This is a genomic window from Jeotgalicoccus sp. WY2, assembly GCF_018437745.1.
In the GTDB taxonomy this organism is placed as follows: domain Bacteria; phylum Bacillota; class Bacilli; order Staphylococcales; family Salinicoccaceae; genus Jeotgalicoccus; species Jeotgalicoccus psychrophilus.
Genome location: NZ_CP049818.1, coordinates 1,026,447 through 1,047,354, shown reverse-complemented (window position 1 = coordinate 1,047,354; position 20,908 = coordinate 1,026,447). Strand labels below are relative to the sequence as shown.

At 42.6% G+C, this 20,908-nt stretch carries 18 protein-coding genes and 2 pseudogenes; 14 read left to right on the top strand and 6 right to left on the bottom strand.

Features of this window, described 5'->3' with window-relative positions:
* Positions 1–491 precede the first annotated feature (491 nt).
* Positions 492–1,571 (bottom strand): branched-chain amino acid aminotransferase, encoded by a 1,080-nt coding sequence (locus G4D76_RS06190; protein ID WP_026858853.1) that lies wholly within the window; start codon positions 1,569–1,571, stop codon positions 492–494.
* 211 nt (positions 1,572–1,782) lie between these two features.
* Between G4D76_RS06190 and G4D76_RS06185 the strand changes: the two genes are divergently transcribed.
* From G4D76_RS06185 to G4D76_RS15875, 11 genes and pseudogenes are all read left to right on the top strand, one after another.
* Positions 1,783–2,883 (top strand): NADH-dependent flavin oxidoreductase, encoded by a 1,101-nt coding sequence (locus G4D76_RS06185; RefSeq protein ID WP_213810832.1) that lies wholly within the window; start codon positions 1,783–1,785, stop codon positions 2,881–2,883.
* Between the two features lie 139 nt (positions 2,884–3,022).
* On the top strand, positions 3,023–4,552 hold the full coding sequence (locus G4D76_RS06180) for an AbgT family transporter (protein WP_213810831.1): 1,530 nt from the start codon (positions 3,023–3,025) through the stop codon (positions 4,550–4,552).
* An 89-nt stretch (positions 4,553–4,641) separates the two neighbouring features.
* The gene (locus G4D76_RS06175; protein WP_250130231.1) at positions 4,642–5,802 is read left to right on the top strand and encodes a M20 metallopeptidase family protein; all 1,161 of its coding nucleotides are present in this window, start codon (positions 4,642–4,644) and stop codon (positions 5,800–5,802) included.
* Between the two features lie 127 nt (positions 5,803–5,929).
* Positions 5,930–6,227 (top strand): annotated as a pseudogene (locus tag G4D76_RS06170) (metal-sensing transcriptional repressor).
* 18 nt (positions 6,228–6,245) lie between these two features.
* Positions 6,246–8,619: pseudogene (locus G4D76_RS06165) on the top strand (heavy metal translocating P-type ATPase).
* A 43-nt stretch (positions 8,620–8,662) separates the two neighbouring features.
* Positions 8,663–8,869: a copper chaperone CopZ gene (gene copZ / locus G4D76_RS06160; protein ID WP_026858847.1), complete on the top strand. Its 207-nt coding sequence runs from the start codon at positions 8,663–8,665 to the stop codon at positions 8,867–8,869.
* Positions 8,870–8,992: 123 nt separating this feature from the next.
* A complete protein-coding gene (locus tag G4D76_RS06155) occupies positions 8,993–10,222 on the top strand; it encodes a hemolysin family protein (protein WP_371814659.1) in 1,230 nt (409 codons plus the stop codon).
* Between the two features lie 19 nt (positions 10,223–10,241).
* Positions 10,242–10,931 (top strand): metallophosphoesterase, encoded by a 690-nt coding sequence (locus G4D76_RS06150; protein ID WP_250130230.1) that lies wholly within the window; start codon positions 10,242–10,244, stop codon positions 10,929–10,931.
* Entirely contained in the window at positions 10,928–11,101 is a 174-nt protein-coding gene (locus tag G4D76_RS14825) for a hypothetical protein (RefSeq protein ID WP_250130229.1), read from the top strand. The genes G4D76_RS06150 and G4D76_RS14825 overlap by 4 nt, the downstream gene beginning before the upstream one ends.
* Positions 11,098–11,475, top strand: coding sequence for a LysE family translocator (locus G4D76_RS15880; protein WP_213810829.1), 378 nt, complete (start codon positions 11,098–11,100; stop codon positions 11,473–11,475). The genes G4D76_RS14825 and G4D76_RS15880 overlap by 4 nt, the downstream gene beginning before the upstream one ends.
* A complete protein-coding gene (locus G4D76_RS15875; protein ID WP_213810998.1) occupies positions 11,424–11,729 on the top strand; it encodes a LysE family translocator in 306 nt (101 codons plus the stop codon). The genes G4D76_RS15880 and G4D76_RS15875 overlap by 52 nt, the downstream gene beginning before the upstream one ends.
* A 402-nt stretch (positions 11,730–12,131) precedes the next feature.
* Here G4D76_RS15875 and menC read toward each other — a convergent pair whose 3' ends face one another.
* A complete protein-coding gene (menC, locus tag G4D76_RS06135) occupies positions 12,132–13,271 on the bottom strand; it encodes an o-succinylbenzoate synthase (protein ID WP_213810828.1) in 1,140 nt (379 codons plus the stop codon).
* Positions 13,272–13,425: 154 nt separating this feature from the next.
* On the opposite strand from menC, the gene G4D76_RS06130 reads away from it, so the two are divergent.
* Positions 13,426–14,538, top strand: a complete 1,113-nt coding sequence (locus G4D76_RS06130) for an amidohydrolase (RefSeq protein WP_213810827.1) — start codon at positions 13,426–13,428, stop codon at positions 14,536–14,538.
* Between the two features lie 68 nt (positions 14,539–14,606).
* A complete protein-coding gene (locus tag G4D76_RS06125; protein ID WP_213810826.1) occupies positions 14,607–15,488 on the top strand; it encodes an SDR family oxidoreductase in 882 nt (293 codons plus the stop codon).
* 158 nt (positions 15,489–15,646) lie between these two features.
* Here G4D76_RS06125 and G4D76_RS06120 read toward each other — a convergent pair whose 3' ends face one another.
* The 4 genes from G4D76_RS06120 to G4D76_RS06105 form a co-directional block, all read right to left on the bottom strand.
* Positions 15,647–16,246: a hypothetical protein gene (locus G4D76_RS06120; RefSeq protein WP_213810825.1), complete on the bottom strand. Its 600-nt coding sequence runs from the start codon at positions 16,244–16,246 to the stop codon at positions 15,647–15,649.
* A 91-nt stretch (positions 16,247–16,337) separates the two neighbouring features.
* The gene (locus G4D76_RS06115; protein ID WP_213810824.1) at positions 16,338–16,583 is read right to left on the bottom strand and encodes a hypothetical protein; all 246 of its coding nucleotides are present in this window, start codon (positions 16,581–16,583) and stop codon (positions 16,338–16,340) included.
* A 69-nt stretch (positions 16,584–16,652) separates the two neighbouring features.
* Positions 16,653–19,292 carry an MMPL family transporter gene (locus G4D76_RS06110; RefSeq protein ID WP_213810823.1) on the bottom strand — a complete coding sequence of 880 codons (2,640 nt, stop codon included), beginning with the start codon at positions 19,290–19,292 and terminating at the stop codon, positions 16,653–16,655.
* On the bottom strand, positions 19,276–19,746 hold the full coding sequence (locus G4D76_RS06105; protein ID WP_026859541.1) for a MarR family winged helix-turn-helix transcriptional regulator: 471 nt from the start codon (positions 19,744–19,746) through the stop codon (positions 19,276–19,278). Before G4D76_RS06105 ends, G4D76_RS06110 begins: the two co-directional genes overlap by 17 nt.
* A 158-nt stretch (positions 19,747–19,904) precedes the next feature.
* On the opposite strand from G4D76_RS06105, the gene G4D76_RS06100 reads away from it, so the two are divergent.
* Positions 19,905–20,897: a hypothetical protein gene (locus G4D76_RS06100; RefSeq protein ID WP_213810822.1), complete on the top strand. Its 993-nt coding sequence runs from the start codon at positions 19,905–19,907 to the stop codon at positions 20,895–20,897.
* Positions 20,898–20,908 lie beyond the last annotated feature (11 nt).

Genomic DNA, 20,908 nt, shown 5'->3' with positions numbered 1-20,908 from the left:
TCACGCCAGTTCTGGGAGTCTGGGATACACATGAGACCCGATCACGCCAGTTCTGGAAGTCTGGGATACACATGAGACCCAATCACGCCAGTCCTGGGAGTCTGGGATACACATGAGACCCGATCACGCCAGTTCTGGAAGTCTGGGATACACATGAGACCCGATCACGCCAGTTCTGGAAGTCTGGGATACACATGAGACCCGATCACGCCAGTTCTGGAAGTCTAGGATATACATGAGACCCAATCACGCCAGTCCACACCAGCAGCTTACTAATCAATAACCGCAGAAAACAAAAAACACAAAAACTAAGATTTCTGTGCAGATAAAACCACTATTACATTGAAGTATAACCGCCGTTTACGTTTAAAACAGTTCCGGTCAAGTAAGTTAATAAATCTGAAGCTAGCCATGCATTTGCTTGTGCAGCTCCTGGAGCTACTGAGTTAAAACGGACCGGCTCAAAGAGCCGATCCGTTATTTAAATTATATTATTTCACCGTCGATGTTACCTGATGTACCCAGCCGTATTTATCTTCAAGTTCACATGTCTGAATGCCTGTCAGGTTATCGTAGAGTTTCTGTGTCACTTCACCGATTTCATTGCCGTTAATTCTGTAGTCCGTGCCGTGGATATTCATAATGCCGACGGGAGCGATTACAGCAGCAGTGCCTGCACCGAATACCTCAGTGACAGAGCCATCTTTGATTCCTTCTTCTATATCTTTAATATGAATGCGTTCTTCATTTACTGTATAGCCCATACCGCTTGCGAGTTCAATCAGAGATTTTCTAGTAATACCCGGTAAGATTGAGCCGTTTAATTCAGGTGTCAGTAATTCTCCGTTTCTTACGAAGAAAATATTCATGCTGCCGACTTCTTCCACATATTCCTGATGCACACCGTCAAGCCATAATACCTGCTCGTAGCCGAGGTCAGCCGCTTTTTGCTGAGCGTGAAGGCTGGCAGCGTAGTTACCGCCGAATTTCACTTCACCGACACCGCCACGTACTGCACGCACGTAGCTGTCTTCAACGAAAATACTTGTCGGATTAAGCTGCGCGCCGTAATATCCCGCCACCGGTGACAGTACAATCAGCATCTTATAATTTTTAGCCGGACGTACACCGAGATAAGGTTCGTTGGCGAATACAAACGGGCGTACATATAAAGCCTGGCCTTCGCCACCCGGTACCCAATCTTGTTCCAGTTTCAGAAGTTCGGTTAAGGCAAGGAGTGCAAATTCTTCATCGATTCTCGGCATAGACAGACGTTCAAGCGAACGGTTTAGCCGTTTAAAGTTTTCATCCGGTCTGAATAAAGTGACATCACCATCTACATTATATGCTTTTAGTCCCTCAAATACGGTTTGTCCGTAATGCAGCGCCTGTGCGCTGGGTGATACTTCGATAGGCGCGTATGGAATAATAGACGCATCATGCCATCCAAGTTCTGCCGAGTAGTCCATTGAAAACATGTGGTCTGTAAAGTAACTTCCGAAAGGAATACCCGCCACTTCAGGTTTTTCTTTTAAATTTCGTGCTTTAGTTATTTGAAGTTGCTGTGTCATACATTGGGTCCCCCTAAATTGTCTCTATCAAATTTGAAAATTGTTATCATTGTATCAGCTGGGAAATAAAAAGGCAATATATTATCAGATAATTTAGAATTTAATTTAAACTTACAATTCATACTAAAGTAATATGTTATTTTAGTAGGATAACATGTAGAATGAGTATATATAAAATATGTTTTATCAGCAGAAGATAGGAGAATTTATAATGACTAAAAATATATTCGATAAAGTTCAATTATCATCCGGACAGACATTTGAAAACCGACTGGTCATGGCGCCGATGACAACGCAGTGCTCTTATCATGACGGTTCGGTTACCGATGAGCTGGTTCAATATTATTCACTCCGCGCAGGCGGGCCGGCAGCAGTTATCGTAGAAAGTACTTTTATCGACAATTACGGGCGTGCATTCGAAGGCGCACTTGGTGCTGATACAGACGATAAAATCCCAGGTCTGAAAAAGCTCGCAGCAGGCATTAAAAATAAAGGGTCGAAAGCGATTATTCAGCTTTATCATGCAGGGCGCATGGGCACACCTGAACTGAATAAAGGCCGTCAGCCGATTTCAGCGAGCAATATTGCAGCGCTGCGTGATAATGCTGCAGAACCCCGCACGCTTGAAGTGGAAGAAATAGAAGAGATTCAGCTGTTTGCGGATGCTGCACGACGTGCAATTGAAGCAGGATTCGACGGCGTGGAACTGCACGGTGCAAATACATATCTGCTGCAGCAGTTTTACTCACCGCATTCAAACAGACGCGATGATGAGTGGGGCGGATCCAGAGAGAACAGACTGCGCTTTCCGAGAAGAGTTACTGAGAAAGTACGCGAAACCGCAGTGAAATTAAATAAGCGGGACTTTATTATCGGCTATCGTTTCTCTCCGGAAGAGCTTGAAGAGCCGGGTATTGATTTTGACGATACGATGTATCTGTTAAATCATTTGGCTGACTATACGATAGATTATTTCCATTTCAGTACTAACAGCTGGCAGCGTACATCGATTATCGATACAGAAGACGAGCAGCTGCTTTTAGAAAAGTATCTGGATAATGCAGGTGACAAGCTGAAAGAAATTCCTATAATGGGTGCGGGGGGGATAAAATCTGTCGAAGATGCAGAGGAAGCAATTGGCAGCGGCTTTGATTTAATGAGTGTCGGCAAAGCCCATTTAATTAACCCGGACTTTGTTGACCATTTAAAAAATAATGAATTACCCAAGTCACTGTTAGCTGAAGGCGACGATGAAAAACTGACAATCCCCGCACCGCTGTGGAATATTCTCGGATTTTTAAAAGAAAAATAAATATATAAAATTTTATCAGATAATTCACAACCTTTGCAGTATTTCTGCAAAGGTTTGTTTTTATTTAGACAGAAGTATAGTAAAATCGTTTTTATAAGTCTTTGTGAAAAGGCTTACTGACAAAAATAAATAAAAGGGGATGTCATCTTTTGGAAAAAAAAAAAAAAAAGGAATAGGACAGTCCTTTTTGGACATTATTGAAAAACTGGGTAATAAACTCCCGGATCCGATAGTATTATTCATGCTTATCGCAGCATTAATACTTGTCGCTTCATGGATTGCCGGCATGCTCGGTGTATCCGTTAAAAATCCTGCTGATGGGGAAACGATTGAAGCTGTAAACTTATTATCCGGCGAAGGCCTAGTAATGATACTTACTGAAGCGATAAGTAATTTCGGCGCGTTCCCGCCGCTTGCGATGGTGCTTGTCGTTATGATCGGTATCGGTATCGCTGAGAAAACAGGATACTTTGAAGCACTGATGAAACGTTCATTGGAAATCACACCGACGTTTTTAATTATTCCGATGGTAATTTTTGTAGGGATTATCAGTAACGTTGCTGGTGATGCGGGGCCGGTAATTCTGCCGCCAATCGCAGCAATGATATTTATACGTCTCGGATTAAATCCGATCGGCGGAATATTCATGGCATATGCAGCGACGAACGGTGCATTTGCTGCAAACTTTATATTGGGTATGACAGATGCATTGGCAGTAGCATTTACTAGACCGGCAGCACAGTTAGTCAATCCGGATTATACCGGAAATATTGCAATGAACTATTACTTTATTGCTGTATCAGCAATATTTTTAATGATGATTATTTACTTTGTAGCGAAGAAAATTTCAATTCCCCGTTTAGGAAAATACGATGGTCCTCCTGTTGATGAGGAGCCTTTATCTAAAAAAGAAAAATCATCATTACTGTGGGCTAATATATCAGCACTTATTACCGTAGCTATCATTGCGGTGGCAACACTGCTGCCTGACGGAATACTCCGTAATGCTGAGACAGGTTCAATACTTCAGGAATCACCGCTGATGGACTCGGCAGTACTTCTGATTACAATATTATTCTTTGTACCAGGTTTAGTATTTGGTATGTTAATGAAAAATATTGACGGCACTAAAGGTTTTGCAAAAATGCTCGGCGATTCGATGGGGTCAATGGGACAATACATAGTACTCGTGTTTTTCGCAGCACAGATGCTCGCATACTTCGACTGGAGTAATCTTGGACCGATTCTCGCTGTAGGGGGTTCAGACTTGCTTCAGACGATTAATTTAACAGGAATTCCGCTCTTCATCGGCTTTATTCTTGTCGTTGCTCTGATTAACCTGCTGATTGGCTCAGCGAGTGCCAAATGGGCAATTCTTGCACCGGTCTTCGTGCCGATGTTTATGTTCTTAGGTTACGATCCGGCATTTACACAGATGCTCTACAGAATCGGCGACTCGGTCAGTAATCCGATTGCTCCGATGATGCCGTTCCTGCCGCTGATTATTATGTACGCCCAGCGTTATCAGAAAGATATCAAACTCGGTACGGTCATTGCGAACCTTCTGCCGTATTCGATCGCACTGCTGATTTCATGGTCTGTATTTATAATTATCTGGTACCTGATCGGCCTGCCTGTCGGTCCAAATGGTCCAATTTACCTGCCATAGTAAAATAATGATATACTATATTTAAATTATCAGAAGACTTCGATAAATATCGGGGTCTTTGATTTTAAAACAGGGAGATGAATGATTTTATGATAGATGATGCAATTAAAAAAGTTGAACCGAAAGTAATTGAATGGCGACGTGCGATGCACAGACATCCTGAACTTTCATTTGAAGAGTACTGGACAAGCGAATATATTGAAACGGCTTTAAAAGGAATGAACGGTATTGAAATAAGCCGGCCGACAGAAACGAGCGTGCTGGGTATTATTAAAGGTGATCATCCGGGACGTAAAGTGGGTCTGCGCGGGGACATTGATGCGCTGCCGATTCAGGAAGACCGCGACGACCTGGATTTCGTCTCTGAAATTGACGGCGTAATGCACGCATGCGGGCATGATTCACATGCTGCAATGCTGCTCGGTGCGGCACAGGTGCTCGCCGATAATAAAGATAAAATTCACGGCGAAATTTATCTTATATTCCAGCACGCGGAAGAACTGCCGCCGGGCGGAGCACAGGAAATGGTCGCAACGGGTCTGTTCGATGATCTGGATGTTGTGTTTGCACAGCATATTATGACGTCCAAACCGCTTGGTGAAATTCATATTAAATCCGGTGCAGTGACTGCGAACTCTGACCAGTTTGAAGTAACGATCAATGGTCAGGGCGGGCATGCGTCACAGCCGGAAAACTCAGTTGATCCGCTCTTAATCGGTTCCCGTATCGTTACACAGCTGCAGGATATCGTATCTCGTTTAGCCGGACCGATGGATAATTTAGTGATTTCTGTGACGAACTTTAATGCTGGAACTGGTGCTAAAAACGTTATTCCGCATACTGCGAAACTTAGCGCGAGTGTCCGTTCAGCAAGTGCTGAAATCAGAGCACTTGCCAAAGAGAAAATTGAAGCGGTAATAAAAGCGAACTGTGAAATTTACGGTGCGACGTACGATCTGAACTACGAGTACGGCTATGCAGCAGTAATGAATGACGAAGCTGAAACTGCACGAGTCAGACAGACATTAAATGAAGTATTCGGTGACGACAGAGTCATTGAACAGGAAATGATGATGGGCGGCGAAGACTTCGGCGCATTCACTGAGAACCTGCCGGGGGTATATATTCTTCTCGGAACTTATAATGAAGAGAAGATTATATCTACCCGCATCACCACCCTAAATTTGCAATTGATGAAGACGCATTTATCGACGGGGTCCGTGCACATGTCAATGTTGCACTCGGATTAGGTCAATAGAAGCAATAACTTCAGCCGGCTGTCCAGATAACAGACAGCCGGTTTTTTCAACACTTGACTAATACCCTATGGGGGTATATAATAAAAGTAATGAAAGATAAAAATGAGAGTGGGTGTAAATGATGGAAGACGTAAAACATATGTCGAGACCGCGTCCGGATGATGAGAAGCAGAAAATCTTAAATCGTCTTAAACGCTTGGAAGGACAGGTGCGCGGCATTCAGACGATGTCGAGGAAGATCGTTACTGCATTGATATTTTAGTACAGATCAGCGCAATTCAAAGTGCCTTAAAAATACGGGAATTATGATAACAGAACGCCACATGAAGCATTGTGTGACCGATGCGATAAATTCAGGTGACGGAGAAGCCTCAATTGAAGAATTAATGGCTGTGCTCAAACAATTTTCTAAATAGGGAAAGGGGGATTTATCCATGACAGAAAAAGAACGTGTTAATTTAAATATCAGCGGCATGACATGTGCAGCGTGTTCAAACAGAATAGAAAAAGTACTGAACAAAATGGACGGTGTCGATGCGAGCGTGAATTTAACGACTGAAAAAGCAAGTGTCGATTACGAAAAAGACAAAGCTTCAGTTGAAGATATCACGAAACGCATCGAAGATATCGGCTACGGTGTACTGTACGAGAAAAGTGATTTGGACATTACAGGCATGACATGTGCTGCGTGTTCAAATAGAATAGAGAAAGTGCTCAATAAAACAGATGGTGTAAAATCAGCTACAGTTAACTTAACGACGGAAAATGCGACGATTGAATATAATCCCGGAGTCATTGACGAGCGTGAAATTATCGGCCGTATCGGCAATCTCGGCTACGGTGCAGAACCGAAAAAATCAGCTGAAGATAAAATTTCACATAAGGATTCAGAACTTAAAAAGGAGTGAAGAAAGTGATTATAGCATCATTATTATCACTGCCTCTCTTAGTTACAATGCTCGATCATTTATTCGGTATGAGCCTGCCGGCAATCTTTATGAACCCCTGGTTCCAGCTGGCCTTCGCGACACCGGTCCAGTTTATACTCGGCTGGCAGTTCTATGTCGGGGCATATAAAAATTTAAAAAACTTTACAGCGAATATGGATGTACTCGTTGTTATGGGGACAACAGCAGCATACGGTTTCAGTTTATATCAGACGTATTTATGGATGACAGGTGCAGTCGAACATCCGCATCTGTACTTTGAAACCAGTGCCATTATTATTACACTGATTTTATTCGGTAAATATTTAGAAACAAGAGCGAAATCCCAAACGACCGGCGCGATTTCAAAACTGCTCGATATGCAGGCGAAAGAAGCGCGTGTTGTGCGTGACGGAATAGAGTCTATGGTTCCGGTTGAAGACGTTAAAGTAAACGATGTGCTTATCGTTAAGCCGGGTGAGAAATTCCCGCTGGACGGCGAGCTGGTCCGCGGACGGACGTCAGTTGATGAATCAATGCTGACGGGCGAATCAATTCCGGTAGAAAAAGAAATAGGTGATTCGGTAATCGGCGCGACGATGAACCAGAACGGTACAGTGAATTTAAAAGTAACAAAAACAGGGAAAGATACTGCCCTTGCGGGTATTATCAAAGTTGTTGAAGAGGCACAGGGGAATAAGGCGCCGATTCAGCGGATGGCTGATATTATTTCAGGCTACTTTGTGCCGATAGTTATTGTTATAGCCCTGATGACATTTATCGTGTGGTATTTCTTCGCCTCAGGGTAATCTCGAACCTGCTCTCGTTGCAGCGATTTCAGTGCTCGTTATCGCGTGTCCATGTGCGCTTGGTCTTGCAACCCCGACATCGATTATGGTCGGTACAGGTAAAGGTGCTGAAAACGGTATTCTTTATAAAGGCGGCGAGCATTTAGAGAAAACACATAAAGTCGACGTTGTTGTACTCGATAAAACAGGGACAATCACGAACGGGGCACCTGAAGTAACAGACTTCTCGGGTGATGATGAGGCACTTCGTCTTCTCGCGAGTGCAGAAAAGGATCAGAGCACCCGCTGGCATCAGCGATTACGGCTTATGCAGCTGAGAATAATATGAACTTGCTGAAGCGGACGATTTTTCAGCTATACCAGGACATGGTATCCGTGCGGTTTGACGGACATGAGGTGTGGTCGGTACACGGAAGCGATGAAGGATGAAAATATAGATATTTCGCAATAGAAGAAGATATGAAGCAGTTGAATATGAAGGCAAGACAGCAAATGATTGTCGCTGCTGACGGTAAACTGCGCGGAACTGTTGCAGTCCTTGATACAGTTAAAAGACAGCGAAACAGGCTGTTAAAGAAATGCACGAGCAGGGACTTGAAGTAATTATGCTGACAGGTGATAACGTGAGAACAGCAGAAGCAATTGGGCGTGAAGTCGGCATTGATCAAGTCATTGCAGAAGTACTGCCCGAACAAAAGGCGGAAGAAATCCGTAAGATTCAGGAGACAGGAAAAGTTGTTGCAATGGTCGGAGACGGCGTCAATGATGCACCGGCACTGGCACTTGCAGATGTTGGTATCGCAATGGGAACAGGAACTGAAGTAGCGATTGAAGCGGCTGACCTGACTATTTTAGGTGAAGATTTAACGCTGATACCAAGAGCAATTAACTTAAGCCACAAAACAATTAAAAATATTAAGCAGAACTTGTTCTGGGCATTTCTGTACAACACGCTCGGGATTCCAATTGCTGCACTCGGATTTTTAGCACCATGGGTAGCGGGCGCTGCGATGGCGTTTAGTTCTGTGAGTGTTGTAGCAAACGCATTACGTTTAAAACGTGTTAAAATATAGGTATATAAGAGTATAAATAAAATTATAACGGAGGATGAATATTATGGCTAAAACAGTAATCGATGTAGAAGGCATGACTTGCGGACACTGCAAATCATCAGTAGAAGGGGCGCTTCACAATCTGGACGGTGTTTCTACAGCAGCCGTTAATTTAGAAGAGAACAATGTCACTGTGGAATACAATGATACAATTGTCGACCGCGGAAAAATGACAGAAGCAATTGAAGATCAGGGTTACGATGTAAAATAATTTGAAAATATGAACCGGACGCATTCTGAGTGTCCGGTTCTTTGTTTGTGTAAATTTAAATCAGATAATGATAGAATGTTCTATAAGATTAAGTACATTAGGAGGAAAAAACGCTTGATATTTGTGATTATATTTTTACTGTTTATGTCACTGTTCTTTTCAGGCAGTGAAACTGCACTGACTGCAGTGAATAAAATCAAATTGCAATCCAAAGCAGCCGGGGGAGATCAGAAAGCGCAAAAGCTGTATAATCTGGTCAGCAAACCGAGTCAGTTCATTACAACAATATTGATTGGTAATAATATTGCGAACTTAATCGCACCGGTGCTTGTGACAGCGATGGCGATTCAGTACGGGTGGAGTGTAACAATCGCGTCAATTGTGCTGACAGTGACGATTATTATTTTCGCAGAGGTTATTCCAAAGTCAATCGCTGCGGCATTCCCTGAACGTGTATCGCACACGGTCAGGCCGATTATTGCTTTTTTAAATGTAGTTCTTTATCCGTTAACATTTTTACTCAACTCGCTGACAGACGTGATTACGCGCTTATTGTCAAAAGGAACTCAGCCGAGCTGGACGGTTTCTCGTGAAGAGATTGTTAATCTTGTGCAGATTGCAGATACAGAAGGTGCAATCGGCGGTGTGGAATCGCAGCGTCTGAAAGGCATTTTGGACTTCAGAGATTTAAACGTAAAAGATGTTATGACAACGCCCCGCACGGAAATGGTTGCGGTGCATATTGACGACAGTTATGAAACGGTTAGAGATAAAATTATTGATGAAATGCATACGAGATATCCGGTATACGATGAGGATCTCGATAACATTGTCGGCGTGTTTCATTCGAAATATCTATTGAAGTGGTCACTGAGTCCAAAACAGCCGCTGATGAATTTCTGTGACAACGATCCGTTTACGGTAAGAGAATTCCAAAATGTTGAAGATGTGCTGCGCCGAATGAGCAAACAGCGCCGTCACTTAGCTATCGTACTCGATGAGTACGGCGGCACAGAAGGTGTTTTAACACACGAAGATATTATTGAAACGATGCTCGGTTTTGAAATCGAAGATGAAAAGGATCTTAAAAATGATTCGGTGGTTCGTTCATTCAGTGAAGATCAAATTCTCTGCGATGGAAAAATTACACTGCACCGTCTGAATCAGCTGTTCGATACTGACATTCCACAGGAAGAAGATACATTGTCAGGCTTCCTGCTGTCTGAATTTGAAGAAGTTCCTGCGGAAAATGATATTACACATCTCGGCAACCTTGAATTTAAAGTGATGGAGATGGAAGATAATATGATTCGTCTCGTTAAAATTACAAAATTGGATGCTGGGACCATGTAAGCAGAATGAGGCGTGGAAAATGAAAAAATTAAATAAAGTAAAACTGAGTCAGGCCGTTTTTGGATTTATGATTGCTTCGCTCAGATTTTTATGGACAGAAGATAAGCATATTGTGACGACGCATTACACGTATCGTTCAAAAAATCTTCCGAAGAGTTTTGACGGCTATAAAATTGTCCAGGTGTCGGATTTTCACAACGCTTATTTGGGGCGCCGTTCGAAAAATCTGCTGAAAGCTGTTGAAGAGGCTGAACCGGATACGATTGTTATCACGGGTGATATTGTGGACCGCCGGACGCCGAATTTAAAACGTGCAGCGGTTTTAATCGAAAAAATCACTAAGATACAAGAGACATTTTATATCACGGGTAATCATGAGGCGCATTATAAGCATTTCAACAAGCTTTATGAGGTGATCGGCAGGTCCGATGTCCGCAATATTACGAAGCACAGCGCTGTGCTTGAACGTAATGGTGAAAAGATTAACCTCACTGGCATTAATGATGTCTGGTTTTTTGGTGATGAAGTGAATCCGAAGACGTATCGAAATTTTCAAAATGAGCTTCGGAATAAAGTGAGTGAACTGCCGCACGATTTACAGTGCTGCTTGCACACCGTCCTGAGCTTTTATCAATCTACAGTAAGAATGATGTCGATCTTGTTTTTTGCGGTCATGCGCATGGCGGACAGATTCGTCTGCCGGTTGTGAAAGGACTGTATGCGCCGCATCAGGGTGTGAATCCGAAGTATACAGAAGGTATGCATGAACAGAACGGTACAACCATGATGGTCAGCCGGGGTCTCGGCAACAGCCGTTTCCCATTCAGAGTGTTTAATCATCCGGAAGTTGTTGTCGTTGAATTGAGGGCTGAAGCATGAATGAAATAGTGTCATACATACTGGTCGTATCAGTACTGACAATAATGCCGGGTGCTGACTCGATGATTGTGATGAAGAATACAATGGTATATCAAAAATCGGCGGGACGTATGACAGTGCTTGGCATACTTGCAGGCCACTTTTTGTGGATTGTCGTATCGATTCTCGGACTTGCTGTTATTATTACGAATTCTCCGGCCTTATTTAATATTATTAAATATTTGGGTGCAGCGTATTTAATCTATATCGGTGTGAAAAGTTTTATGGCGACGACTCTTGTATCGGCGTCATCGCTCGATCATGCGGAAGATAAAAATCCGAAATCGAACGGTCTGCGCTCATCTTATATGAACGCTTTGTCAGCAATATACTGAATCCTAAAGTACTCATATTCTATATTACGATTCTGCCGCAGTTCGTCATGCAGGATGCGGAAATATCCGGAGTAATACAGTTAATTATTTTAGCTCTTATTATGCTGGTTATATCGATGACCTGGTTCCTGCTTGTCGTTGAAACCGTCAGCTATATGAAACGCTGGCTGCATAAACCGGGCTTCCAGAGTGCTCTTGCAAAAGGTGCCGGAATTATCATCATCCTGTTTGGAATCCGTACGGCGCTGTCGTAGGTTTTGCCGGGAAAGTCGTTTGCTCCGCAATGAGCGGGTGTCATTCCCGAGAAAGAGCGTTTGCTCCGCAATGAGCGGCTGTCATTCCCGAGAAAGAGCGCTTGCTCCGCAATGAGCGGGTGTCATTCCCGAGAAAGAGCGTTTGCTCCGCAATGAGCAGCTGTCATTCCCGAGAAAGAGCGTTTGCTCCGCAATGAGCGGGTGTCATTCCCGAGAAAGAGCGTTTGCTCCGCAATGAGCGGGTGTCATTCCCGAGAAAGAGCGTTTGCTCCGCAATGAGCGGGTGTCATTCCCGAGAAAGAGCGTTTGCTCCGCAATGAGCAGCTGTCATTCCCGAGTAAAGACAAATATTCCAACAAAAAAACCACTTTCCAAGTTCAAGACTTGAAAAGTGGTTATTTTTTAATTGTGCATAATCATATCGAGTTCATCGTCGGCTGTAATCGAGTCGACTTTAACTAAATACTGTTCCATCTTACCGAAGTCTACTTCTGCACCGATTCCGGGTTTGTCGCTGACTTTAACGACACCTTTTTCTGCAACGACTTCAGGTGTGATGATATCTTCAAACCAGTATCTTGAAGATGATGCTGTGTCGCCTGGAAGTACAAATTCGCTTAATGCTGTAATCGCCACGTTGTGCAGGCGTCCAACACCGGCTTCCAGCATGCCGCCGCACCACAACGGAATGTTGTGCTTTTTAGCAAGGTCATGGATTTTTATCGACTGGGTAATCCCGCCGACGCGTCCGACTTTAACGTTGATGATTTCACAGCTGCCGAGTTCGATTGCTGCAGCGGCTGATTCATATGAGTCGATGCTTTCGTCGAGACAGACAGGTGTTTTAATTTGTTTTTGCAGTTTCGCGTGATCGATAACGTCACCTGCCATTAACGGCTGTTCAATCATCATCAGATTAAATTCGTCCAAGGCTTTAAGCGTATCGATATCATCAAGAGTATACGCTGAGTTTGCATCAACCATTAATGGAATATCAGGGTAAACTGCGCGGATTTTACGAACCATTTCAACGTCGCGGCCAGGTTTGATTTTAACTTTAATGCGTTTGTAGCCTTCTTCAACTTTTTCGCCTATACGTTCAAGAAGCAGTTCATCAGTATCTTCAAGACCGAGTGAGACACCGACATCAACCTCTTTTTTAGCACCGCCTATTGCTTCGGCTAAAGAAATACCTTTTTTCTTAGCATATAAATCCCAGACAGCGCCTTCAATAGAAGCTTTCGCCATATTGTTGCGTTTGAATGGCTTGTAGATTTCCCAAACTTCGTCAGGATGTGAGATTTCTTTATTAATTACGAGCGGACCGAAATACTTTTTCAACGCGATGAGTGTAGCATCCATGAATTCTTCGGAGTAGAGCGGGTCTTCACCGGATACACATTCACCAAAACCGCTGGTACCATCTTCATCTATTGCTTCTACGATTGTAACAAAACGCTTCTGCTGAGTTCCGAATGATGTTGTGAACGGATTTTTCATCGTCATTAAGAGTTGATGGAGCTTAATTTCTTTTATTTTCATGTTATAGCCTCCGTAAAATGATGTATTCTTTATAGACGTATAAATATATTATACATAAGATATATTATATACAAATTAATTTAAATTTTCTTACAACTTATTTTGTGATATATTACAATAATATTAATGCTTAATTAGCTGAAAGAGGGATTTCATGATAGATACTAAAATAACTGAAATATTCAATCACGTACATACCAATGCTGAACTGAGCAATGAGGAGTATAAAACGACGGATTACATATATAATTTTTTAAAAGATGAAGGTTTTGAGCCTGTTAAATTTAAAAATATTACCGGCCTCTATTGCGATGTCGGAAATTGGAGCGGAGATTATCCGTTAATCGGCATTCGTGCAGATATTGATGCGCTGTATCAGGAAGTGGATGGCAAGCTGCAGGCGAATCATTCATGCGGCCACGATTCGCACATTGCGATGGTTATCGGTGCAATGCTGAAGATAAAAGACCACGAGGCTTTAAAAACACGCGGGGTGCGTTTTGTTTTCCAGCCTGCTGAAGAAGTTGGGACAGGGGCGCTTGATGTGCTTAAAGAAGGTGTAATCGAACCGCTTGATTATATGTTTGGCATTCATTTACGCCCAATCGAAGAAGCGGGTGACGGGTATTTATCGCCTAGCATTGAACATGGTTCCGCCGGTTCATTTGAATTTAAAATCGTCGGCAATGATGCACACGGCGCACGTCCTCATTTAAACCACAATTCGATTGAAGTCGGTACGGATATTGTGAATATGCTGTCGAAAATTCATATCAATCCGATGGTACCATCCAGTGCAAAAATGACCAAGTTCATGGCTGGTTCAAAATCGCTGAACATTATTCCGGGCTCTGCGGAATGCGGTATCGATGTGCGTGCCCAGACAAATGAAGCGATGAAAGAATTAAAATCACGTGTTCATAATATTTTAGAATATATTGAAGAATTTTATGATGTGAAGATAGAAGACTTGGAAGTGTCGAGCATGGTGTCGAGCGAGAGCAACGATGAAGCGATTGAAGTTTTCCGCTCTGCGATTATCGACACTGTCGGAGAAGAATATTTACTGGATCCTCTTGTGACGAGCGGGGGAGACGATTTTCATAACTACACGGTGCAGTATCCTGAATTAAAAGGTGCAATGCTCGGGCTCGGATGTGATTTAACTCCGGGACTGCATCATCCTGACATGACGTTCAACCGTGACCGTATGGAAACTGGTGCTGATGTACTGTATCAAGCAATTTTAAACGTGCCTGCTGAATAAAAATTATGTTTAAATCTTCCGTAACGTGGAATTATTATATATTCAATTCTTGAAGGAGGATATTATTAATGACTTCACCTAAAGATCCTAGAAATGAATTTTACACTGGAGATTTTGACAAACAGAAACAGCCGTATCCTGGCGTTCAAAAAGAGATGGAGCAAATTCCCGATTGCGGAGAAGAAACTTATAAAGGCAACGGCCGTTTATCCGGCAGAAAAGCATTAGTTACAGGCGGAGACTCAGGTATCGGCCGTGCAGCAGCGATTGCATACGCTAAAGAAGGCGCAGACGTTGCAATTAATTATATGGAAGAAGAACAAAAAGACGCTGAAGAAGTGAAGAAAGTCATTGAAGACGCGGGACAAAAAGCTTATTTATTCCCGGGAGATTTACGCGATGAAAAATTCGCAAGACAGCTTATTCACGATGCTAATGAATCACTCGGCGGACTGGATACGCTCGTGTTAAACGCTTCTATGCAGCAGGCAGTTGAGGAGTTCTCCGATTATACTGCAGAGCATCTGGAAACGACTTATAAAATTAATGTCGTCGCACCGGTAATGCAAATGCAGGAAGCTGAGAAAGTAATGTCTGAAGGTTCAAGCATTATTACCACTTCAATTCAGTCATTCTCGCCGTCAGCTCATATCGCTGACTATGCAATGACTAAAGCTGCACAAACAAACTTAATTAAATCACAGGCGCAGCACTTTATGGATAAAGGCATCCGTTTAAACGGTGTTGCACCAGGTCCAATCTGGACGCCGATTCAAATTTCAGGCGGCCAGCTGCAGGAAGCTCTGCCTGAATTCGGTCAGGATTCATTCGTTGGCCGTGCCGGTCAGCCGGTTGAACTAGCCGGAACTTACGTACACCTTGCAAGCGATGAAGCCAGCTATACAACTGGACAAGTCTACGGTGTTACAGGCGGCGCACCAATTAACTAATGAAATTTAATACTGAAATAAAAAAGTCGAAATCCGGATGATGGATTTCGACTTTTTTGTTTATCGGAAGAAGCCCGCTGCCGTGACAATGAGGGCAGCATCTCCACCTGGTAAAATGCAAAAAAGCCGGACTCTCCATGAGTCCGGCTGAATATCATTTAAATGTCTCTATTTAAATTCGGGTCGTTTGGATGTGAAGGGCGCGAGTCAGTGTGACCGTCTGCATCAGTACTGCCGTATCCTGCAGCGTCTGCTAAATCATCTTCTCCATATTTACCGTTAAATTCTTCTTTTAATTTACGGCTGTAGAGGAAGAGTATAACAATTGCAGCAATACCCGCAGTAACAACGTTTAAGAGTGCAAGCAGCACGGCGATTACCGGTTGTTTTACATATGCTGTAAAAATTCCGATAAATGCTATTGATTCCATCAGTAAGTACGTAATAACGAGGTCGCCGATTGATAGTCCCATTAAGTAGAGCACGAGTCCTGTAATCGCAAATGCAAGTCCGATATGTTTAGGGTCAAATGAACCCTTCTTTAAAATATTTCCGTCGTAGCCTTGTCCGCCGATGTAAAATGTTCCGAACGGTATGAAACTAAGCCATGGCAAATGGTATGATTTTATCTCCGCGACTCTGAATAAGAAGTATCCCTGCAGGAGCCATTTCAGTAAACCGATAATAAATATTGCAAACAGGATAAATATCCCGAGGGCAGCAGCTCCGAAAAATAGTGCAATGAATTCCCAGCCCATATTTTCACATCCTTTATAAGTTATTTCCAGTATAGCATTATCTTACCTTAGACAAAATAAATAGGGGCTGGATATCCAGCCCCTGTATTACTTATCGCCGTGAATTATATAATCTGCGGTTTACGCGTTCCGCATGGCGGTAGGCGTTTATGACACCGTATAACCACACAATCGGGAACGTGATAAAACCGATTAAAAGATACATCAGCAAACCGTTAATGACTTGTATGATAATGAGCAGGATACCTTTAAATATCTGCCCGTTATAAATTTGTCCGAGACCTGTAATGAAAAAGCTGAGTACAGCTGCGATTCCGGAATTTTTTGCTCCTGGCATATGTCAGCCTCACTTTCTGTTTAAATTCGTCTAGGTATTTATACCCGTTTTCGTACATTTTCAAACTGTTTATCTGTCGTCAAAACGGTCTTCGCGAGCTTTGCCGCCCGGCATTCTGAGGGGCCACCAGCTGCCGCGTTTCAGTGTGACGATCATTGCCGGGACTAAGAGCGGCAATACGATAAATGCATAGAACAGGAGCGCGAATATAATAACGCTTGTGACCTGAACCAGTATCGCTATACCTGACGGATACAATGCAGCGAATGTACCAGTTAAGATAATGACCGCTGTAATAACAACAGTGCCCATGCGGCGAATTGATGTTTCAATCGCATCACGGATTGTACGGTATTTCACTTCTTCTCTGAAGCGGTCGATAATAAATATCGAGTAATCAATACCGAGTGCGACAAAGATAATTAAACTGAAGAATGGAACAGCCCAGTTTAACTGATCGATACCGAACATCGACAGAATCCATTGTGATATTGTCATCGATGCAAAGTACGTAATGAAAATTGAACCAATCATTAATACAGGCAGTACGAGCGATCTAAACAATACAGTTAAGATAATGAACAGCGTCACGATAAACAGTATAACAACGTTTGTGTAATCGTCGCTTGTTACTGTATCAAGGTCTCTGTTCATGCTTGTGACACCTGAGAAGTACGCTTCTGTATCAGGGCGGTCAAGTCGTGAAAGTTCGCCGTTAACAGTTTCTTCAACCTCGTCGAGCACACCAAGTGCTTCGTTGCTGTATGGATCCACTGCAAGTACGACGTTCATCTTCACAGCCTCGCCGTCAGCGAATGAATACTGATCGATTGCCGCTTCAAATTCTTCTTTTTCAAGTATTGCAGCAGGTACGTTAATACCTGTCGCATCTACAGCTTCGTTCTCTTCAAAGGAAGTCATTAAATCACTGACTTCTGTTAAACCGTCATTAATATCTTCAATACCTGCTGAAATTTCACCGAGACCTGCTGCAAGTTCTTCCATTTGTCCGGCAGCTTCTGCGGTCATTATCTCTATTTCTGTATTTGCTTGTGAGACGCCTTGTGACAGCTGGTCAGCACCCTGAGACAATTGCTGCAGCTGCTGTGCTGCTCCCGCAGTGTCGCCTGTTGCTGCCAGGTACTGGTTTACACCGTCGATACCGTCAGAAATCTGGTTCACGCCAGTCTCAAGCTCTGTTAAATCACCAGCTTGTGTCTCAGAACTTGAAAGCTGCTCGTTAATATCAGACAAAGCAGTCGACATTTCAGTCAGGCCGTCCTGAATTTCAGCAAGTCCTGCATTTGCTTCGCCGAGCTGATAAGAGACAGTTAACTCATCCATCTTATCGCCGACCGGGCGTGTTAAGGTCTGTACTTCTGTGACGCCGTCCAGCTGAGATACTGCATTAGCGACGGACTCGAGACGTGTTAAGCCATCTTCTGTAACCAGGTCGTCACCGTTAGTGAAGATAACTTCCACAGGGAAAGTCGACCCCGCGTCAAAACTGTCACTGATAACATTCACTGCATGAACTGCAGAGTATGAATCATCGAGTTCTGCTAAAGAATCGTAGTGCACTTCATCATCGTAGAAGTAAATTAATGCGATAAGTACCGCAACGACTGAGAAAATAACACGAGTTGGATATTTAAGTGACAGCATACCAAGCGGCGTCCAGATTTTGCTTTCTCCTGAACCGGATGTCTGTTTGCTAGGCCAGAAAATATATTTTCCGAGTACAGCCATCAGTGTCGGTAAGACTGTAAACAGTGACAAGAGCAATGCAAGAATACCAATTGCCACGCCGACTGCCGAACGGTAAATTTCAAAGTTTGCAAAGTAGAGTACTCCGAAAAGAATTGCACCTGAGATACCGCTGATAAATACCGTTTTTCCGGCTGTTCTGAATGTATTGATAACAGCCTGGTTTTTATCGTGATGCTCGAGTTCTTCTTTAAATCTGTTTAAAAGTAATATGACATAATCGGTTCCGATACCGAATAATATTACGATTAAGAAACTTTGTGTCTGCGGGGAGACAGGGAAGCCGAACCATTCTACAAACCAGCCGACGAATGATTGTCCGAGCAGGTAGGCAATGCCGACTGCAATCAGCGGAACGAATGGTGTGACGACTGAACGGAACATTACGAGCAGGACGATAACGATAATCGCAATAGTAAATATTTCGGTCGTACGCACGCCGTTCATCGCATCTTCTTCAAGCGTGCGCTGAATCATCTCATTGGATGTCGATGAGATTTCTGCATCTGTATTATTCAAACTCTCTATTTCTTCAGCGTTATTAAGAATTTCAGGTGCTTCGCCTGTATATTCCAGCGGAATCATAATAACTCCGGAATCTTCATTGATAAAGTTTTCCTGCAAATCTGCATTGAAAGTAAATGGATTAATCACGTTATCCGTATAATCCAAAGTTCCAAGTTCTTCTATATAAGTTTCAATTTCCTCCTGATGTTCTGATGGTGCATCGTCAAACTCCAGCACAATCGACATCATTTCAAGATCCTGATTATTTTCTTCCAGGTATTTGCGGGCCTCTTCACTCGGCATATTATCCGGCAGCTGTACATCACCTTTTTCAGTTGCCAGCTGAGTTAAATTGGGTGAGATAATAAATGATACGACTGCAGCGATAAGCATCAGTACTGTAATCGGCCATTTAAATTTAAGCACGTGTTTCATTATATAATCCTCCATCTAAATTTATAATCTTAATAATTGTCCGTGCTGCTTCTCTCAGCGTCTTTGTATCTTCTGCTGAAATATCTTTAATGTGTTCGCCGATAATATTCTGTATATTACCGATAAACTCATCGAGTAGCTCGGCAGCTGCAGGAGTCAGTGAAATAAGCTTTGAGCGTTTGTCGTTGGTCAGCTTATTTTTCTCTGTCGAGATCAGTTTTTTCAGAGCGAGCTTTCTGAGTGCGTGTGCAATGGAGCTTTTATGTACATTAAGTTCAGTGGAGAGCTCTGTTGGAGTTGCTTCATTATGAAGATACAAGTACTCAATAATAGCCATCTGCTCTTTTGAAATATGCATTTTTCTTACTGATTCTGTGACTTCTGAGAAAATATGTGCATAACCGTAACCGAAAACAACGGTGAGATCTTCAATTGTCTGGCGCTGTAATGTCACTTTTTTATCAGTCCTTCCATTAAATATTTTAATAAGCAAAAGTAGTTTAACATGCTCAACTAATTAACGCAAAAGAAATCGTCAGTGTATTTTTTTCTTAAATATGTATGTGTATAATTAGAATAGGGTAAAGATTAAAAAAGGAGCGTGTCTAAAGTATGTTTGAGTATATTTCCCTGTACAGAAAAAACGGCGCCGGACAGCACGGCAAAGTAATTGGATTTACGATACTGCAGTTTATTTTATGTGTCTTCCTGCCTATGGCAGTTATTTTCGGGGCAATGCTGCTTCCTTTATTATTAACGATGACAGATGTCAGCGGAGAAACAGTTGGCATAACAATGGCGATATGGATGCTTGTAATAATGATTGTCTTTATTCTACTTATGCTTTTTGTAATTTATCCGATATTTGTCGGCATTCTGCGTTACTTTGCGAGTGCATATAAAGGTAAAGAGTTTACATTTGGCGAAGCTTATAAAGTTTTTAAAAACGGCAACTATTCCAAACTGATTAAAATCGCACTGCTCGTATTGGTACTATATTTTGTATTATCAATGATTATTGGGTTTATCGTAAATATTTTAATGACAATTGTGTTTATTCCGCTGCTGCCTCTCGGCGTAATGATGGAGGATCCAAATGCAGCAATGACAGGCGGGGCAATTGCACTGATTATTTTGGCAGTGGTCCTGATGTTTATCGTTATGATCGTCGCGTATATTCCATATATCATTCTGTATATTTACTTTGCAGTCGTATTTATGGTGTATATCGATGAACCGAAAATTCCGACTGTGGATAAACTGAAAGTGGCATGGAATGTTTCATTCAGCTCGGATGCGAGCATGGTCAAATTGTTCTTCAGCAATCTGCTTATGTACATTCTGATGACTGCGGTGATGTTTGCAGTCATGATTGCGATTGTACTTGCATCTGTATTCTTAATGGATTCTCCGGCAATAATTTCAGTAATTACCATTATTGGAACATTAATTGCGATTGCTGTCAGCATTTACATTTCTTATCTGATTGTCGGATCGATTGTGGCTTATTATTTTGTCGGCAGAGAGTCTCTGGACCGTAAAGCGGATATGAGATTTGAAGAAACAGCACCAGCATATAATAATGAGAATATTGATCTGCAGTAAAGGATTAAAAC

Excerpts from the sequence above, each read along its gene's own strand:
- G4D76_RS06180 (WP_213810831.1), top strand. The coding sequence starts at position 3,023 with ATGTCATCTTTTGGAAAAAAAAAAAAAAAAGGAATAGGACAGTCCTTT.
- G4D76_RS06115 (WP_213810824.1), bottom strand. The coding sequence starts at position 16,583 with ATGCCAGGAGCAAAAAATTCCGGAATCGCAGCTGTACTCAGCTTTTTC.
- G4D76_RS06110 (WP_213810823.1), bottom strand. The coding sequence starts at position 19,292 with ATGAAACACGTGCTTAAATTTAAATGGCCGATTACAGTACTGATGCTT.
- menC (WP_213810828.1), bottom strand. The coding sequence starts at position 13,271 with ATGAAAATAAAAGAAATTAAGCTCCATCAACTCTTAATGACGATGAAA.
- G4D76_RS06130 (WP_213810827.1), top strand. The coding sequence starts at position 13,426 with ATGATAGATACTAAAATAACTGAAATATTCAATCACGTACATACCAAT.
- G4D76_RS15880 (WP_213810829.1), top strand. The coding sequence starts at position 11,098 with ATGAATGAAATAGTGTCATACATACTGGTCGTATCAGTACTGACAATA.
- copZ (WP_026858847.1), top strand. The coding sequence starts at position 8,663 with ATGGCTAAAACAGTAATCGATGTAGAAGGCATGACTTGCGGACACTGC.
- G4D76_RS06190 (WP_026858853.1), bottom strand. The coding sequence starts at position 1,571 with ATGACACAGCAACTTCAAATAACTAAAGCACGAAATTTAAAAGAAAAA.
- G4D76_RS06120 (WP_213810825.1), bottom strand. The coding sequence starts at position 16,246 with ATGGGCTGGGAATTCATTGCACTATTTTTCGGAGCTGCTGCCCTCGGG.
- G4D76_RS06150 (WP_250130230.1), top strand. The coding sequence starts at position 10,242 with ATGAAAAAATTAAATAAAGTAAAACTGAGTCAGGCCGTTTTTGGATTT.
- G4D76_RS06185 (WP_213810832.1), top strand. The coding sequence starts at position 1,783 with ATGACTAAAAATATATTCGATAAAGTTCAATTATCATCCGGACAGACA.
- G4D76_RS06100 (WP_213810822.1), top strand. The coding sequence starts at position 19,905 with ATGTTTGAGTATATTTCCCTGTACAGAAAAAACGGCGCCGGACAGCAC.
- G4D76_RS06125 (WP_213810826.1), top strand. The coding sequence starts at position 14,607 with ATGACTTCACCTAAAGATCCTAGAAATGAATTTTACACTGGAGATTTT.
- G4D76_RS06175 (WP_250130231.1), top strand. The coding sequence starts at position 4,642 with ATGATAGATGATGCAATTAAAAAAGTTGAACCGAAAGTAATTGAATGG.